The organism is Klebsiella sp. Ech2A (assembly GCF_030078455.1).
In the GTDB taxonomy this organism is placed as follows: Bacteria; Pseudomonadota; Gammaproteobacteria; order Enterobacterales; family Enterobacteriaceae; genus Klebsiella; species Klebsiella terrigena.
This window is the reverse complement of sequence record NZ_JAQGFU010000005.1, coordinates 43269-56927: the sequence shown is the minus strand read 5'-3', so window position 1 is coordinate 56927 and position 13659 is coordinate 43269. Positions and strand designations below refer to the sequence as shown.

At 60.1% G+C, this 13659-nt stretch carries 12 protein-coding genes; 8 read left to right on the top strand and 4 right to left on the bottom strand.

The features are described 5' to 3' along the window. Nucleotides 1–43 precede the first annotated feature (43 nt). The 3 genes from selB to PFH44_RS02565 all read right to left on the bottom strand — a co-directional run bounded on the left by selB (nucleotide 44) and on the right by PFH44_RS02565 (nucleotide 3982). On the bottom strand, nucleotides 44–1882 hold the full coding sequence (gene selB, locus PFH44_RS02575; RefSeq protein ID WP_283824211.1) for a selenocysteine-specific translation elongation factor: 1839 nt from the start codon (nucleotides 1880–1882) through the stop codon (nucleotides 44–46). Further along, complete coding sequence (selA, locus tag PFH44_RS02570; protein ID WP_283824210.1) at nucleotides 1879–3267, bottom strand: L-seryl-tRNA(Sec) selenium transferase; 1389 nt, start codon at nucleotides 3265–3267, stop codon at nucleotides 1879–1881. Before selA ends, selB begins: the two co-directional genes overlap by 4 nt. Before the next feature lie 106 nt (nucleotides 3268–3373). After that, complete coding sequence (locus PFH44_RS02565; protein WP_045853868.1) at nucleotides 3374–3982, bottom strand: glutathione S-transferase; 609 nt, start codon at nucleotides 3980–3982, stop codon at nucleotides 3374–3376. Nucleotides 3983–4475: 493 nt separating this feature from the next. On the opposite strand from PFH44_RS02565, the gene PFH44_RS02560 reads away from it, so the two are divergent. The 3 genes from PFH44_RS02560 to mtlR all read left to right on the top strand — a co-directional run bounded on the left by PFH44_RS02560 (nucleotide 4476) and on the right by mtlR (nucleotide 8283). Next, nucleotides 4476–6389 (top strand): PTS mannitol transporter subunit IICBA, encoded by a 1914-nt coding sequence (locus tag PFH44_RS02560; protein ID WP_283824209.1) that lies wholly within the window; start codon nucleotides 4476–4478, stop codon nucleotides 6387–6389. Between the two features lie 149 nt (nucleotides 6390–6538). Further along, the gene (gene mtlD / locus PFH44_RS02555; RefSeq protein ID WP_283824208.1) at nucleotides 6539–7687 is read left to right on the top strand and encodes a mannitol-1-phosphate 5-dehydrogenase; all 1149 of its coding nucleotides are present in this window, start codon (nucleotides 6539–6541) and stop codon (nucleotides 7685–7687) included. Beyond that, nucleotides 7684–8283 (top strand): mannitol operon repressor MtlR, encoded by a 600-nt coding sequence (mtlR, locus tag PFH44_RS02550; RefSeq protein ID WP_045853865.1) that lies wholly within the window; start codon nucleotides 7684–7686, stop codon nucleotides 8281–8283. The genes mtlD and mtlR overlap by 4 nt, the downstream gene beginning before the upstream one ends. Here the strand turns inward: mtlR and PFH44_RS02545 are convergent. Beyond that, nucleotides 8272–8496: a hypothetical protein gene (locus PFH44_RS02545; RefSeq protein ID WP_041143194.1), complete on the bottom strand. Its 225-nt coding sequence runs from the start codon at nucleotides 8494–8496 to the stop codon at nucleotides 8272–8274. The two genes, mtlR and PFH44_RS02545, sit on opposite strands and share 12 nt — an antisense overlap. Before the next feature lie 275 nt (nucleotides 8497–8771). Between PFH44_RS02545 and PFH44_RS02540 the strand changes: the two genes are divergently transcribed. From PFH44_RS02540 to trmL, 5 genes are all read left to right on the top strand, one after another. Next, a complete protein-coding gene (locus PFH44_RS02540; RefSeq protein ID WP_045853863.1) occupies nucleotides 8772–9134 on the top strand; it encodes a YibL family ribosome-associated protein in 363 nt (120 codons plus the stop codon). A 280-nt stretch (nucleotides 9135–9414) separates the two neighbouring features. Further along, a complete protein-coding gene (gene lldP / locus PFH44_RS02535) occupies nucleotides 9415–11070 on the top strand; it encodes an L-lactate permease (protein ID WP_045853862.1) in 1656 nt (551 codons plus the stop codon). Further along, nucleotides 11067–11840, top strand: a complete 774-nt coding sequence (gene lldR, locus PFH44_RS02530; RefSeq protein ID WP_283824207.1) for a transcriptional regulator LldR — start codon at nucleotides 11067–11069, stop codon at nucleotides 11838–11840. The genes lldP and lldR overlap by 4 nt, the downstream gene beginning before the upstream one ends. Beyond that, nucleotides 11840–13024 carry an FMN-dependent L-lactate dehydrogenase LldD gene (lldD, locus tag PFH44_RS02525; protein ID WP_283824228.1) on the top strand — a complete coding sequence of 395 codons (1185 nt, stop codon included), beginning with the start codon at nucleotides 11840–11842 and terminating at the stop codon, nucleotides 13022–13024. The genes lldR and lldD overlap by 1 nt, the downstream gene beginning before the upstream one ends. A 94-nt stretch (nucleotides 13025–13118) precedes the next feature. Then, nucleotides 13119–13592: a tRNA (uridine(34)/cytosine(34)/5-carboxymethylaminomethyluridine(34)-2'-O)-methyltransferase TrmL gene (gene trmL, locus PFH44_RS02520; RefSeq protein WP_041143198.1), complete on the top strand. Its 474-nt coding sequence runs from the start codon at nucleotides 13119–13121 to the stop codon at nucleotides 13590–13592. Nucleotides 13593–13659: the final 67 nt, after the last annotated feature.

The window sequence follows — 13659 nt, the reverse complement described above, 5'->3', positions numbered from 1 at the left end:
ACGGGCGCGTCAAGCGCCTCCTCCGGGAATGACCCATTGATGCTTATAGAAACAGGGCCCTATCGCGCAGAATATGATCGTTTCCGCGCCGGCGGGTGAAGCCAATGCGGTCAAAATACTCGAGAATTTGGATCGCCAGCTTTCTGCCGACGTTCAGCTTATCGCGGAAATCAGCGGCGCAGGTCGATCCCCTTTCGAGATCCAGCTCGCGGATCAGCCCGGCGAATTCGACAATCCGATCGTTGCGGTAATAACGATCCTTAACGATCGCGGTAATCACGCCCTGCTGTGCCGCCTGGCGCAGCACCGCGCGCATTAAAGACTCTTCAACGCCGCTCTCTTTTGCCAGATCGCGCACCCACCAGGGCTCATCGGCAAACAGATCGACCACCCGTAGCCAGATGGCCTGCTGCTCATCGGTAAAGCCCGCCTTGTGCTCCGGCAGATGCAGCCAGCCGTGGTGGCTGTGGATAACCCCGCTTTCGCGCATCTGCTCAATCAGCAGCAGCACCAGCCCTTCGTCCTCCATTGGCAGGGCAATGCGCCGCAGGCGCTCGCGTCCCGTACCCGGCTCATCGCGATGCTGATCGTGATAGCGCGTCAGCGCGTCGATTAATTTGCTCTGCCAACGCGCCGCCAGCGGGGCGCTTAGCAGGCTGCTGCCCGCCTGCAGATAGCCGGGCTGGCCCGTCAGCGCGGCCAGGCCGGTTTCGCTCAGCTGCCGGGCCCAGGCAAAATCATCGAGGCGCACCGCGTCACGCTGCAGATGCACCTCCAGCGCCCGGGCGTCGTCGTCGGCGCTCGCCAGCGTATGCAGCCACTGCAGGTATTCCGGCTTACGCTTGCCGCGGCGCGGCGGATTGAGCGTCACGACTCTGGCGCCTGCCAGGGTGCTGCGGGCGGAGATATCGCGCAGCACCAGGCGATCGTTATCCGCCAGCCACAGCGGGCTATCGAGCACCAGCTCGGCCAGCTCCCCCTCCAGCAGCGACACGCGGCCGGTAATATGGCGGGCGGCATAATGGATATGCAACGACTGCCACTGGGTGAGCGGCGCGTGGCGCTGCAGTTCGACAATCACCCGCTCGGACGCTTCGGGAGGCTGAACCGACAGCAGCCAGTCGCCGCGGTTTAGCGCCTCTTTTTGCGCATCGCCGACGATATTGAGCGCAATGCGCTGGCCGGCCCGCGCCTGCTCGACCGGCTGGTTCTGGGCGTGCAGACCGCGCACGCGCACGGGCTTATCAACGCCGGTAAGCCACAGCGTGTCGCCGACCTTCACTTCGCCGCTGAGCGCCGTACCGGTGACCACCAGCCCCGCGCCCTTAACGGTAAAGGCGCGGTCGATCGCCAGGCGAAAGCGCTGATGCTGCGGATGCCCGCGCTCAGAGAGCTGCAGCAGATGCTCACGCAGCGCGCTAATTCCGCGCCCGGACGGTACGGCGGTGACAAACAGCGCGGCGTGCGTAAAACCAAACTCCGCCAGCACCGCTTCTGCGTCGGCGCGCACCTCGTCCACGCGCTGCGCCTCCACGCGATCGGCCTTGGTTAGCGCAACGGTCAACGACGGCTTTCCCGTCAGCTGCAGGATCGCCAGATGCTCGCGGGTCTGCGCCATCACGCCATCATCACAGGCCACCACCAGTAGCGCGTGGTCAATCCCGCCCACCCCCGCCAGCATATTGGACAAAAACTTTTCGTGGCCCGGCACGTCGATAAAGCCCAGCACCCGGCCGTCAGGCTGCGGCCAGTAGGCGTAGCCCAGATCGATGGTCATCCCGCGGGATTTCTCTTCCGGGAGGCGATCGGCATTCACGCCGGTAATCGCCTGCAGCAGCGTGGTTTTACCGTGGTCAACGTGTCCGGCGGTGGCAATAATCATGGTAATAACATCTCCATAAACCTCGATTCATCTTCAAGGCAGCGCAAATCCAGCCACAGGCGGCCATCGCTAACTCGCCCAATCACCGGCACCGCCAGCGTCCGCCAGCGGGCAGCCAGCGCCTCCAGCCGGCTGCCCCGGCCATCGCGCGGGGTGAAGGTTAGCGCGGCGCCGGGCAAGCGGTCCACCGGCAGCGAGCCGCTGCCGATTTGCGACAGGCAGGGCTCAATCCGCACCTCAAAGTCAGCGTAGTGCGCGGCAAGCCGCGGCTGCAGGCGCGCCGCCTGAGCGTGGATGTCTTCGGCGCTGCGGGTCAGCAGGCGCAGCGTGGGCAGGCGCTCGGCGAGGGTTTCCGGATGCAGGTAGAGGCGCAGGGTGGCCTCCAGCGCCGCAAGGGTCATCTTATCGGCGCGCAGCGCGCGCTTGAGCGGGTGCTGCTGCAGGCGGGCAATCATCGCCTTTTTACCGACGATAATCCCCGCCTGCGGGCCGCCCAGCAGCTTGTCGCCGGAGAAGCTCACCAGGCTGACGCCGGCGGCGATCATCTCCTGCGGCATCGGCTCCTTCGGCAGGCCGTACTCGCTCAGGTCCACCAGCGAACCGCTGCCCAGATCGACCACCAGCGGAATATCCAGCTCGCGTCCTATCGCCGCCAGCTCCGCCTCATCCACGGTTTTAGTAAAGCCTTCAATGCTGTAGTTGCTGGTATGCACCTTCATCAGCAGGCCGGTATTCTCCCCCACGGCCTGGCGATAATCTTTCGCGTGGGTGCGGTTGGTGGTGCCCACCTCGTGTAAAACGCAGCCCGCCTGACGCATCACGTCGGGGATGCGAAACGCGCCGCCAATCTCCACCAGCTCACCGCGCGAGAGAACGACCTCTTTGCCGCCGGCCGTTGCCGCCAGCATCAGCAGTACCGCCGCCGCGTTGTTATTGACGATGCAGGCATCCTCCGCGCCGGTCAGGCGGCACAGCAGATCCGCCAGCGCGCGGTCGCGATGGCCGCGTCCGCCGTCGTCGAGGCTATATTCAAGGGTAACCGGCGCCCGCATCGCCTGCGTAACCGCCTCCACCGCGGCCTCGGCCTGAATCGCGCGGCCTAAATTGGTGTGCAGGACCGTTCCCGTCAGGTTGAAAACCGGACGCAGCGCGCTTTCCGCCGTTTGCGCCAGCCGCCGTTCGGCCTCCCGCGCCCAGTCGTCGCACCAGTCGGGCAGCGCCTGGCTCAGGCGAACGTGCTGCCGCGCCTGCTCCAGCATCTGGCGCAGCAGGGCAACGACCTGGGCATGGCCATATTGAGCCAGCGCGGATGAAAAAGCGGGATCGCGGAGCAGACGGTCGGTGGCCGGAAGTTGGGTGTAAAGCGCACGAGTATCGGTTGTCATGAATGAGCCTGGCGATAGGTTATTTTCCCCCCTCCCGACGGGAGAGGGAGTCAACAATTGAGCGACAATTGTAACGCCTGCACGCGCAAACTGTTACCTGCCTGGGTCAAGTCCTTGGCGGTTCGGTGCGGGCAAAGCTGGCGCGCTGAAAGAGCGCCTCAACCAGCGCAATCAGCCGAGGCCGGGTCGCGCACCAGCCCGGCGCCACGCGGCGGAAGTTAAGATAGGCGATGGCGCAGGCGGCGGAGATCGACGCCAGGTTAATCTCATCCCCGCGCAGGGTGCCGTCGGCCGCGTACCCCTCCAGCGCGTCAAGGCCGCGGGCCACCTTCTCACGCTGGCGCAGCAGCTCCGTTTCCGACTGCTGCGCCGGCGGACGCGCCTTTTCTCGCACCAGCGCCTGCGCCGCCTCCATCACCCCGTCAGCCAGCGCCTCCAGCTGGCGTACCTTCAGCGCCGCCTTCGGATCGCTCGGCAGCATATCCGGCATTACGCCGAGTAGTTCCAGATATTGCGCGATAATCGGCGAGTCGAACCAGCACTCTCCGTCGTCGGTGACCAGCGCCGGGACCTTGCCTAACGGATTATATTTGGCGACGCCGCTGGCCTCGCCGTAGGGGAATTCATTGACGAACTCGAAGGGAATATCTTTTTCCAGCAGTATGACGGAAATTTTGCGCACAAAGGGACTGGTATAGCTGCCGATCAGTTTCATTGCCTGCTCCTTTCGCCAACAAAAATCTAAGTATGGTTCAGGAGCAGGCAAAAGGCAGGCGGGACATCGCGGCAATCAGCCCGGGCCGCTGCGCGACCGATCCGCATGGGCCAACGCCAGCCCGCGAAATCGGCCTGAGATCACAGGCGCTAAAAACAAGCGACGATATTTTGTGACAATGATCACATATAAATAATTATTATCAGATACAAAATTGTGACATTTATCACATTAAAGCGCATTTTTGGCGACAAATTATCCCTCAGCCGCTTTTTTGCACAGCCATTATGTGACGAACATCACTATACACACCTCGCGATCGCCTATATTCATGTGACTTGCATCACATAAAAGCCCGGTGACTGGACAGTTTTACGATTCGGTGCCAGATTTCGCTTTATCAATCAGGGTCCGGCTTCCTCTGCCGCCACATTAACAACAAGCCTCAGGCTTTTAGCCTACGCGATAAGCAAAACAGAAAAAGGGGTGTTTTATGTCATCCGATATCAAGATCAAGGTGCAAAGCTTTGGTCGTTTCCTTAGCAATATGGTGATGCCAAATATCGGCGCGTTTATCGCGTGGGGTATCATCACCGCACTTTTCATTCCGACAGGATGGCTGCCAAGCGAGACGTTGGCGAAGCTGGTCGGCCCGATGATTACCTACCTGCTGCCGCTGCTGATCGGTTACACCGGCGGTAAGCTGATTGGCGGCGAGCGCGGCGGCGTGGTCGGCGCGATTACCACCATGGGCGTGATCGTCGGCGCGGATATGCCGATGTTCCTCGGCGCAATGATTGCCGGTCCGCTTGGCGGCTGGGCGATTAAGCATTTTGACAGCTGGGTAGACGGTAAGATTAAGTCCGGCTTCGAGATGCTGGTGAACAACTTCTCCGCCGGCATCATCGGGATGATCCTGGCGATTCTGGCGTTTCTCGGCATTGGCCCTGCGGTTGAAGTCCTGTCCAAAATACTGGCGGCGGGCGTTAACTTCATGGTGGTGCACGACATGCTGCCGCTGGCGTCTATCTTCGTAGAACCGGCGAAAATCCTGTTCCTCAATAACGCCATCAACCACGGTATCTTCTCGCCGCTGGGCATTCAGCAGTCCCACGAGCTGGGCAAATCAATCTTCTTCCTGATTGAAGCGAACCCGGGCCCGGGGATGGGCGTGCTGCTGGCGTACATGTTCTTTGGTCGCGGTAATGCCAAGCAGTCAGCAGGCGGCGCGGCAATCATCCACTTCCTCGGCGGTATTCACGAAATCTACTTCCCGTACGTGCTGATGAACCCGCGTCTGATCCTCGCCGTTATCCTCGGCGGTATGACCGGTGTGTTCACCCTGACTATCCTCAACGGTGGCCTGGTGTCTCCGGCTTCTCCGGGCTCCATCCTGGCGGTGCTGGCAATGACGCCGAAAGGTGCCTATTTTGCCAACATCGCGGCGATTATTGCCGCTATGGCCGTCTCCTTCGTGGTCTCCGCCATTCTGCTGAAAACCAGCAAAGTGAAAGAAGAAGAGGATATCGATGCGGCCACCCGCCGTATGCAGGATATGAAGTCAGCATCCAAAGGCGCGGCGACGCCGCTGGCCGCCGGCGATGTTGCTAACGACCTGAGCCACGTGCGCAAAATCATCGTTGCCTGCGACGCCGGTATGGGTTCCAGCGCCATGGGCGCAGGCGTGCTGCGTAAGAAAGTACAGGATGCGGGACTGAGCAATATCTCCGTCACCAACTGTGCGATTAACAACCTGCCGCCTGATGTTGACCTGGTGATTACCCACCGCGACCTGACCGAGCGCGCCATGCGCCAGGTACCGCAGGCTCAGCATATTTCACTGACCAACTTCCTCGACAGCGGCCTGTACACCAGCCTGACCGAACGCCTGGTCGCGGCGCAGCGTCATACCGATAACGAAGAGAAGGTTCGCGGCAGCCTGCAGGACAGCTTTGACGCTGCCGATACCCACCTGTTCCGGCTCGGGGCGGAAAATATCTTCCTCGGTCGTCACGCGGCGACCAAAGAAGAGGCCATCCTCTTTGCCGGTGAGCAGTTGGTTAAAGGCGGCTACGTCGAACCGGAATACGTGCAGGCGATGCTGGATCGTGAAAAGCTGACCTCCACCTATCTGGGTGAGTCCATCGCGGTACCGCACGGCACTATCGAAGCGAAAGATCGCGTTCTGAAAACCGGCGTGGTGTTCTGTCAGTACCCGCAGGGCGTGCGTTTTGGCGATGATGAAGATGATATTGCCCGTCTGGTCATCGGCATCGCCGCCCGCAACAACGAACACATCCAGGTCATCACCAGCCTGACCAACGCCCTGGACGATGAGACGGTAATTGAGCGCCTGACGCACACCACCAGCGTAGAAGAAGTGCTGGCGCTGCTGAACAAAGCGTAGCCCGTTGCCCGGACGCGGCGCTGGTGCCGGCGTCCGGGATAACGAGAAAGAGACTGGCCTCTCTCCGCATGCCGGAGAGAGGGTTAGGGTGAGGGAAAAAGCCTCACCCCAGCCCTCTCAGGTAAAAACATTAATTGAAGGTTAATACTATGAAAGCATTACATTTTGGCGCAGGTAATATCGGGCGTGGCTTTATCGGTAAACTGCTGGCCGACGCGGGGATCACCTTAACATTTGCCGATGTGAATCAGGTCGTTCTGGATGCCCTTAACGTCCGTCATAGCTATCAGGTTCACGTGGTCGGCGAAAATGAGCAGGTGGATACCGTATCCGGCGTCAACGCCGTGAGCAGCATCGGCGATGAGGTCGTTGAGCTGATTGCCAGCGTTGACCTCGTCACCACCGCCGTCGGCCCGGTCGTGCTGGAGCGCATCGCCCCGGCCATTGCCAAAGGGCTGGTAAAGCGCAAGGCGCAGGGGATTGAAGCCCCGCTGAACATCATTGCCTGTGAAAATATGGTACGCGGAACAAGCCAACTGAAGGGCCACGTCTTTAACGCGCTGGCCGAAGAAGACAAAGCCTGGGTTGAAGCCCACGTCGGCTTCGTCGATTCCGCCGTTGACCGTATTGTGCCGCCGTCCGCGTCCGCGACCCACGATCCGCTGGAAGTCACCGTGGAGACCTTCAGCGAATGGATTGTCGATAAAACCCAGTTTAAGGGCGCTCTGCCCGCCATTCCGGGCATGGAGTTAACCGACAACCTGATGGCATTTGTCGAGCGTAAGCTATTCACCTTAAACACCGGACATGCTATAACCGCCTACCTCGGAAAACTGGCGGGTCACCAGACGATTCGCGACGCGATCCTCGATGAGAAAATTCGCGCCGTCGTCAAAGGGGCCATGGAAGAGAGCGGCGCGGTACTGATCAAACGCTACGGCTTTGATGCCCAGAAGCACGCAGCCTATATCCAGAAGATTCTTGGTCGTTTCGAGAACCCGTATTTGAAAGATGACGTTGAGCGCGTTGGCCGCCAGCCGCTGCGTAAACTCAGCGCGGGCGACCGCCTGATTAAGCCGCTGCTCGGCACGCTGGAATACGCTCTGCCGCACCGAAACCTGGTGCAGGGGATCGCCGCTGCGATGCACTTCCGCTGCGCTGAAGACCCGCAGGCGCAGGAGCTGGCAGCGCTGATTGCTGAGAAAGGCCCGCAGGCTGCGCTGGCACAGATTTCCGGTCTGGATGCCGCAAGCGACGTGGTGCTGGAGGCCGTTAACGACTATAACGCCATCAAATGAGGCACGAACAGGCGCGGCACGAACCGCGCCCACTACTACTCCTGTCAGATATGCAGGCAATAATGGAAGAAACACAGGCATTTGAAAACCGCGTGCTTGAGCGTCTGAATGCTGGCAAAACCGTACGAAGCTTCCTGATCGCCGCCGTCGAGCTACTCACTGAGGCGGTAAATATCCTGGTGCTTCAGGTCTTCCGCAAAGATGATTACGCGGTGAAATACGCAGTGGAACCGTTGCTGGATGGCGACGGGCCGCTGGGCGACCTTTCCGTACGCCTGAAGCTGATTTACGGCCTTGGGGTGATTAGTCGCGCCGAATACGAAGACGCCGAGCTGCTGATGGCCCTGCGCGAAGAGCTCAACCACGACGGCAACGAGTACGGTTTTACCGACGACGAGATCCTCGGGCCTTTTGGTGAACTGCACTGCGTCAGCGCGCTGCCGCCTCTGCCGCGGTTTGATGAGAGCGATGAGGAGCTGCTGGCAATGCAGAAGCTGCGCTACCAGCAGGTTGTCCGCTCAACGATGATGCTGTCTCTGACCGAGCTGATTTCCAGAATCAGCTTAAAAAAAGCTTTTCAGAAACTAACGCTCTGACTCCCGCTCATGCTCATCGCAGGTTGGCCGATACAGCTGCCTGTAATACTCCAGACGACTGAGAAACAGCGCCTCTTTATTTTGCGGAATATCGCGCGGCACGTGCTGCAAGCGCGGGCATTTCTTCAGGTACTCCATAAAAGCCTGGCTTGAAGCCATAAAATCAACCGTCTTATCGATAATATGCGGTACGCCGTCGCCAATTTTCGCCATTATGCCCTCCTCTTCTTAAGGATACTCATATTAAGAATTAGCTAAAAAAAGGGCCGAGGTTAAGGAAAACGTGCTTATGCTTCGTCGAGCTTCACAGAATCGAAACCCAGCGCTATTTTATTAATAATACCTTTATTATTCAAGTAATTATAATTTATCTTGCAGGATACTTCGCGGGGAAAAGCCGCGGAATTTCGATAAATAACTACCCACAACAGCCCTCACAGCCCATACTATATGGCGTCGAACCCCCTTTATTAATAGATTAAATCACCATGAAAGAAGTCGAAAAGAATGAAATCAAGCGTTTGAGCGATCGTCTCGACGCCATCCGTCATCAGCAGGCCGATCTGTCGCTGGTTGAAGCTGCGGACAAATACGCCGAGCTGGACAAAGAAAAAGAGACCATTGAAGCGGAAATCGTGCGCCTGCGCGACGTTCAGGGCCAGAAGCTGAGCAAAGAAGCGCAAAAGCTCATGAGCCTGCCGCACCGCCGTGCGATCACCAAAAAAGAGCAGGCCGATATGGGCAAGCTGAAAAAAAGCGTGCGCGGCCTGGTTATCGTTCACCCGATGACCGCGCTGGGTCGCGAAATGAAGCTCACGGAAATGACCGGCTTCTCTAAAATCGCCTTCTGATCCCCCTTCCCTCTCCGGCCGGAGAGGGGATTTTCCATTCTCAAGACGCGCCCTCCTGACTCCGCCCCGATTGGCCCAACCAATTATTTCTTAAACCGTCAAATAGTTCACATATTCATCATTTTTCGTCACAACCATATTGCCCATTAATAACATTTGGTTAACCATTCGTTGTCGCTAACCCTACAACCCCCTATTGGCTGGGCCAATTTTACAAACGATGTGACCTGCAAGGAGCGCAGACTCAGCACAGCATCGTGGTGGCCCGATGGAGACCTGCATGAGCATCTGGCAACAAAATTACGATCCGGCCGGTAATATCTGGCTCTCAAGTTTTATCGCATCGCTACCGATTCTGTTTTTCTTTTTTGCCCTGATAAAGCTCAAGCTCAAAGGGTACGTTGCCGCTACCTGGACCGTCGCGATTGCTCTGGCGGTAGCGCTGCTGTTCTATAAAATGCCGGTCGATCGCGCGCTGACCTCGGTGGTCTACGGCTTCTTCTACGGCCTGTGGCCCATCGCCTGGATTATTATTGCCGCCGTATTCGTCTACAAGATTTCGGTGAAGACCGGGCAGTTCGAGATTATCCGCTCGTCCATTCTCTCCATTACCCCCGACCAGCGCCTGCAGATGCTGATCGTCGGCTTCTCCTTCGGCGCCTTCCTTGAAGGGGCCGCGGGCTTCGGCGCTCCGGTAGCGATTACCGCCGCGCTGCTGGTGGGCCTCGGCTTTAACCCCCTGTACGCCGCCGGCCTGTGCCTGATCGTTAACACCGCACCGGTCGCCTTCGGGGCGATGGGGATCCCCATTTTGGTCGCCGGCCAGGTCACCGGTATCGACAGCTTCGCCATCGGCCAGATGGTCGGACGCCAGCTGCCGTTCCTGACGATCATCGTGCTGTTCTGGATTATGGCGATTATGGACGGCTGGCGCGGCGTCAAAGAGACCTGGCCTGCGGTCATGGTCGCCGGCGGCTCCTTTGCGATTGCGCAATACCTCAGCTCAAACTTCCTTGGCCCGGAGCTGCCGGATATCATCTCCTCGCTGGTGTCGCTGGTCTGTCTGACCCTGTTCCTCAAGCGCTGGCAGCCGGTGCGCATCTTCCGCTTTGGCGATATGGGCGCCGCGCAGGTCGATCAAACCCTCGCCCGGACGCACTACACCGCCGGACAGATCGTTCGCGCCTGGTCGCCGTTCCTGTTCCTGACCGCCACCGTCACGCTATGGAGCATCCCGCCGTTTAAGGCCCTGTTTGCGCCGGGCGGGGCGATGTACGACTTCGTGATCAATATCTCCGTGCCGTTCCTCGATAAGATGGTCGCGCGCATGCCGCCGGTGGTCAGCGCCGCGACGCCTTACGCCGCGGTGTATAAATTCGACTGGCTGTCGGCGACCGGTACCGCCATTCTGTTCGCGGCGATACTTTCCGTGGTCTGGCTGCGCATGAAGCCGAAAGACGCGCTGATCACCTTTGGCAGCACGCTCAAGGAGCTGGCGCTGCCGATTTACTCCATCGGCATGGTTCTGGCGTTCGCGTTTATCTCGAACTACTCCGGACTGTCGTCGACGCTGGCGCTCGCCCTGGCGCATACCGGCCACGCGTTTACCTTCTTCTCGCCGTTCCTCGGCTGGCTGGGGGTGTTCCTGACCGGTTCAGATACCTCGTCGAACGCGCTGTTCGCCGCGCTGCAGGCCACCGCGGCCCAGCAAATCGGCGTCTCCGATATCCTGTTGGTTGCCGCCAACACCACCGGCGGAGTCACCGGGAAAATGATCTCCCCGCAGTCCATCGCCATCGCCTGTGCGGCAGTAGGCCTGGTGGGCAGGGAGTCCGACCTGTTCCGCTTTACCGTCAAACATAGCCTGATCTTTACCTGCATGGTCGGCGTCATCACCACGCTGCAGGCCTACGTCTTAACCTGGATGATCCCGTGATAGTGATGCCAAAGCGCCTCGCCGACGACGTAGCCCAGCGCGTGCGGGAGCTGATTGAAGAACAAAACCTCGAGGCGGGCATGCGACTGCCCGCCGAAAGGCAGCTGGCCGCCCGGCTCGGCGTGTCGCGTAACTCGCTGCGCGAGGCGCTGGCGATGCTGGTTAACGAAGGGCTCCTGCTGAGCCGGCGCGGCGGCGGAACCTTTGTCCGCTGGCAGCACGAGGCATGGTCGGAACAGAATATCGTGCAGCCGCTGAAAACGCTGCTCGCCGACGACCCCGACTACAGTTTTGATATTCTCGAAGCCCGCCACGCCATTGAGGCCAGCACCGCCTGGCATGCCGCGATGCGGGCGACCGATGCTGAAAAAGAGAAAATCCGCCTGTGCTTTGAAGCCACCCAGAGCGAAGACCCGGATCTGGCCTCCCAGGCCGACGTCCGCTTCCACCTGGCGATTGCCGAGGCGTCGCACAACGTGGTGCTGCTGCAAACCATGCGCGGCTTTTTCGACCTTCTGCAGTCCTCGGTCAAGGAGAGCCGCCAGCGGATGTACCTTGTGCCGCCGGTTTTCGCCCGCCTGACCGAACAGCATCAGGCCGTGATGGACGCGATTTTTGCCTCCGACGCCGAGGGCGCGCGGCAGGCGATGATGGCCCATTTGGGCTTCGTTCACGCCACGATTAAACATTTTGATGAAGACCAGGCCCGCCAGGCGCGCATTACCCGCCTGCCCGGTGACCACAATGAAAATTCCAGGGAGAACTCGTGATGATTATTTCAGCCGCCAGCGACTACCGCGCCGCCGCCCAGCGTATCCTGCCGCCGTTCCTGTTCCACTATATCGACGGCGGAGCCTACGCCGAGCACACGCTGCGCCGCAACGTTGAGGACCTTTCCGACGTGGCCCTGCGCCAGCGGGTGCTGAAAAATATGTCGGATCTGAGCCTGGAAACCACGCTGTTCAAAGAGAAGCTCTCCATGCCGGTGACGCTGGCGCCGGTCGGGCTGTGCGGAATGTACGCCCGTCGCGGCGAAGTGCAGGCGGCGGGCGCGGCGGATGATAAAGGCATTCCCTTTACCCTTTCTACCGTTTCCGTGTGCCCGATTGAAGAGGTTGCCCCGACCATCAAGCGGCCGATGTGGTTCCAGCTGTACGTCCTGCGCGATCGCGGCTTTATGCGCAACGCGCTGGAGCGCGCGAAGGCTGCAGGCTGCTCCACGCTGGTCTTTACCGTTGATATGCCAACGCCGGGAGCCCGCTATCGCGACGCCCACTCCGGAATGAGCGGCCCAAATGCGGCGCTGCGCCGCTACTGGCAGGCGATGACCCACCCGCAGTGGGCGTGGGACGTTGGCCTTAACGGCCGCCCGCACGACCTCGGCAATATCTCCGCCTATCTCGGTAAACCGACCGGCCTTGAGGACTATATCGGCTGGCTGGCCAACAACTTCGATCCGTCAATTTCATGGAAAGACCTGGAGTGGATCCGCGAATTCTGGGACGGCCCGATGGTGATCAAGGGGATCCTCGATCCGCAGGATGCGCGCGATGCGGTGCGCTTCGGCGCCGACGGGATCGTGGTTTCTAACCACGGTGGCCGCCAGCTCGACGGCGTTCTCTCCTCCGCCCGCGCGCTGCCCGCCATCGCCGACGCGGTGAAGGGCGATATCGCTATTCTTGCCGACAGCGGGATTCGCAACGGTCTCGACGTGGTGCGGATGATTGCGCTGGGCGCCGACAGCGTGCTGCTCGGCCGCGCCTATTTGTACGCGCTGGCCACCCATGGCAAGCAGGGCGTAGCCAACCTGCTGAACCTGATTGAGAAAGAGATGAAGGTGGCGATGACCCTGACCGGGACCAAAACCATCGCTGAAATCAGCCGCGACTCGCTGGTGCAGAACGCCGACGCGCTGCAGACCTTCAGCGCGCTGAAGCCGGGTAACGCCGCATAATCCGCCCGCCCGGCGCTCTCCCGCAGGGATGAGGGCCGGGGAAATATCTGCTATTCTGCCCCCCGCACTCAAGAGCCTAACGAGACAGGGCAGCATGCTGAACATTGTACTATTCGAACCAGAGATCCCGCCGAACACCGGCAATATTATCCGCCTGTGCGCCAACACCGGCTTTAGCCTGCATATCATCGAGCCGATGGGCTTCGCCTGGGACGATAAGCGTCTGCGCCGGGCCGGACTGGATTACCACGAGTTTACCGCCGTTCAGCGGCATCGCGACTATGCGGCGTTTGTCGACAGCGCCAGGCCGCAGCGCCTCTTCGCGCTGACCACCAAAGGCACGCCCGCCCACAGCGCGGTGAGCTATCAGGACGGTGATTTTTTGCTGTTTGGCCCGGAAACCCGCGGTCTGCCGGCCAGCATTCTTGATGCCCTGCCGGCGCAGCAGAAAATTCGTATTCCGATGATGCCGGACAGCCGCAGCATGAACCTGTCAAACGCGGTGTCGGTGGTGGTGTATGAAGCCTGGCGCCAGCTGGGGTATCCGGGCGCGGTGCTGCGTAGCTAAGCTAAGTCTGGCCATTCCCGGACTGCGGCGCGCCGCGCTTGATCCGGGGTAAGGAGCCAGTCTGCAA

Bases quoted from the DNA above. Each gene is read 5' to 3' on its own strand.
- selA (WP_283824210.1), bottom strand. From the start codon at position 3,267: ATGACAACCGATACTCGTGCGCTTTACACCCAACTTCCGGCCACCGAC.
- PFH44_RS02565 (WP_045853868.1), bottom strand. From the start codon at position 3,982: ATGAAACTGATCGGCAGCTATACCAGTCCCTTTGTGCGCAAAATTTCC.
- mtlD (WP_283824208.1), top strand. From the start codon at position 6,539: ATGAAAGCATTACATTTTGGCGCAGGTAATATCGGGCGTGGCTTTATC.
- lldD (WP_283824228.1), top strand. From the start codon at position 11,840: ATGATTATTTCAGCCGCCAGCGACTACCGCGCCGCCGCCCAGCGTATC.
- PFH44_RS02545 (WP_041143194.1), bottom strand. From the start codon at position 8,496: ATGGCGAAAATTGGCGACGGCGTACCGCATATTATCGATAAGACGGTT.
- trmL (WP_041143198.1), top strand. From the start codon at position 13,119: ATGCTGAACATTGTACTATTCGAACCAGAGATCCCGCCGAACACCGGC.
- PFH44_RS02540 (WP_045853863.1), top strand. From the start codon at position 8,772: ATGAAAGAAGTCGAAAAGAATGAAATCAAGCGTTTGAGCGATCGTCTC.
- lldP (WP_045853862.1), top strand. From the start codon at position 9,415: ATGAGCATCTGGCAACAAAATTACGATCCGGCCGGTAATATCTGGCTC.
- mtlR (WP_045853865.1), top strand. From the start codon at position 7,684: ATGAGGCACGAACAGGCGCGGCACGAACCGCGCCCACTACTACTCCTG.
- PFH44_RS02560 (WP_283824209.1), top strand. From the start codon at position 4,476: ATGTCATCCGATATCAAGATCAAGGTGCAAAGCTTTGGTCGTTTCCTT.
- selB (WP_283824211.1), bottom strand. From the start codon at position 1,882: ATGATTATTGCCACCGCCGGACACGTTGACCACGGTAAAACCACGCTG.